The sequence below is a fragment of the Actinoplanes subtropicus genome, assembly GCF_000721705.1.
GTDB lineage: Bacteria > Actinomycetota > Actinomycetes > Mycobacteriales > Micromonosporaceae > Actinoplanes > Actinoplanes subtropicus.
On the sequence record NZ_JOJL01000142.1, the window covers coordinates 1 to 802 of the forward strand.

Below are 802 nucleotides of genomic sequence, written 5' to 3' on the forward strand. Positions count from 1 at the left end.
CGCGGGGATGCCGGGCCAGGGGAGCAGCGGCTTCAGCCGGTTGTCGACGTCGAGGAGGCGGGTGGCGTCAGGCCGGAGCTCGACCTCGGCGGCGTGCTGTACGGCCCGGGCGAGCGCGGTCAGGTTGGTTGTGCCGGCGGTGTTGGTGTCGTCGAGGAGGCGGCGCACGTCGTCGGCGGTACGGATCGCCCCGGCCCAGGTGCTGCGGCTGGCGGGCATGCTGCCTCCCCTGGGTGGCGCGGGCCGCGAGGGAAGGCGCAGCAGCAGTGGTGCGTACTGACCGGCGATTCGCGGACGCTGATCGAACGCATGTTCTAAGCGGTCCTGGAAGCGACCTACGGCTGGTACTGGGCCGTCGACGTGCTCCACGATGCCGGTGTTCAGGTGCATCTCGCGCACCCGCTGGGGTGAAGGGCTTCACCTACCGGCGGGTCAAGAACGATCAGCGTGACGCCGCGGACCTGGCGGATCTGCTACGGATGAACCGGCTTCCGGAAGCGTACGTGGCCCCGCCGGCGGTGCGGGAACTACGCGAGTTGGTGCGGCACCGGGCGAAGCTGGTCGCGGTGCGCTCTGGCATCAAGGCCGGGGTGCATGCGGTACTGGCCAAGCAGAGTGTCCTGATCCCGGTCACCGGCGGCGGCGTGGACGAATTGCAGCAGGGGAGCGCTATCCTCCTGACTCTTGACTCGCAGGGGGATGGCACCGATGCTTGTGGGAGCGCTCCCATCGACCTACCTCTATGAGTGGTGATTCCCGTGCGTAGGGTTCTGCTCTCCGTCATCCTCGCGATCGCCGCCGG

General features: G+C 69.0%; 2 protein-coding genes. One reads left to right on the forward strand and one right to left on the reverse strand.

Translation table 11 applies throughout. From position 1 onward, the window contains the following. Window positions 1-219, reverse strand: a 219-nt coding sequence (locus tag IH26_RS55185; protein ID WP_034218342.1) for a hypothetical protein, incomplete at its 3' end; no start/stop codon positions are given. 188 nt (window positions 220-407) lie between these two features. Between IH26_RS55185 and IH26_RS0152535 the strand changes: the two genes are divergently transcribed. Then, window positions 408-746 (forward strand): IS110 family transposase, encoded by a 339-nt coding sequence (locus tag IH26_RS0152535; protein ID WP_030443817.1) that lies wholly within the window; start codon window positions 408-410, stop codon window positions 744-746. The last annotated feature ends 56 nt before the right edge of the window (window positions 747-802 follow it).